The following is a 1,382-nucleotide window of genomic DNA, read 5'->3' as shown; positions in this document are numbered from 1 at the left end:
GTGCCATTAATTGTCACTTTGATCGTTGACGCTGTGCCATCAATAGACGAGACAGTGAAGGTCTCTTCGATCTTGTCGCCGACATTCAATTGATTAAACGCGCTGTTAGCGGTGAATACCCAGTGACCATTGGCATCAATGTTGAGGTCGCCATTTGTGCCTGCAATGGAGTCTGGAGTGAACGCATTATCCGGATTATCGACATCGGTGCTGGTTAATGTTCCTGAAGTCGTTACTGCTTTGTCGGTTTCATCGATAGCAACGGTCGCACTGCTGACAGTAGCGGCATCGTTAGTGCCATTAATTGTCACTTTGATCGTTGACGCTGTGCCATCAATAGACGAGACAGTGAAGGTCTCTTCGATCTTGTCGCCGACATTCAATTGATTAAACGCGCTGTTAGCGGTGAAGAACCAATGACCATTGGCATCAATAGTCAGGTCACCGTTGGTGCCTGAAATAGAATCCGGCGTAAACGTGTTGTCTGGGTTATCCACGTCAGTACTGGTGAGGGTTCCAGAAGTTGTTATAGCGCTGTCCGTTTCATCCACACTGACTGTTGCGGTACTGACTGTCGCTGCATCGTTAGTACCGTTAATCGTGACTTTAATGGTCGAAGGGGTGCCATCAACGGAAGTGACGGTAAAGGTTTCTTCGACTTTATCGCCGACGTTCAGTTGATTAAACGCGCTGTTGGCGGTGAATACCCAATGACCATTGGCATCAATAGTCAGGTCACCGTTGGTACCGGAAATGGAATCGGGTGTGAAGGTATTATCTGGATTATCCACGTCAGTACTGGTTAGCGTGCCTGAGGTAGTTACCGCTTTATCGGTTTCATCGATGGCAACGGTTGCGCTGCTGACAGTAGCGGCGTCGTTAGTGCCGTTAATCGTCACTTTGATCGTCGAGGGTGTGCCATCAATAGACGACACCGTGAAGGCTTCTTCAACTTTATCGCCGACGTTTAATTGGTTAAACGCACTGTTGGCGGTGAACACCCAATGACCATTAGCATCAATAGTCAGGTCACCGTTGGTGCCAGTAATTGAATCCGGTGTGAATGCATTATCTGGATTATCTACGTCAGTACTGGTTAGCGTACCTGAGGTAGTTACCGCTTTGTCGGTTTCATCGATGGCAACGGTCGCACTGCTGACAGTAGCGGTGTCGTTAGTGCCGTTAATCGTGACTTTAATGGTCGAAGGTGTGCCATCAACAGACGAGACAGTGAAGGTCTCTTCGACCTTATCGCCGACGTTTAACTGATTAAACGCGCTGCTCGCGGTGAACACCCAATGACCATTAGCATCGATAGTCAGGTCACCGTTGGTACCTGAAATAGAATCCGGTGTGAATGCATTATCTGGATTATCCACGTC

The 1,382-nt window shown here is 48.3% G+C and carries 1 protein-coding gene; it reads right to left on the bottom strand.

The annotated features are described in order from the left end of the window. Positions 1–1,382, bottom strand: a 1,382-nt coding sequence (locus AB4384_RS13025) for a VCBS domain-containing protein (RefSeq protein ID WP_372129646.1), incomplete at both ends; no start/stop codon positions are given.

The organism is Vibrio sp. 10N.261.51.A4, assembly GCF_041471945.1.
GTDB classification, from domain to species: Bacteria; Pseudomonadota; Gammaproteobacteria; order Enterobacterales; family Vibrionaceae; genus Vibrio; species Vibrio crassostreae_C.
Note: the sequence above shows the minus strand (reverse complement) of the source record. Positions and strands in the feature narration are given on the sequence as shown.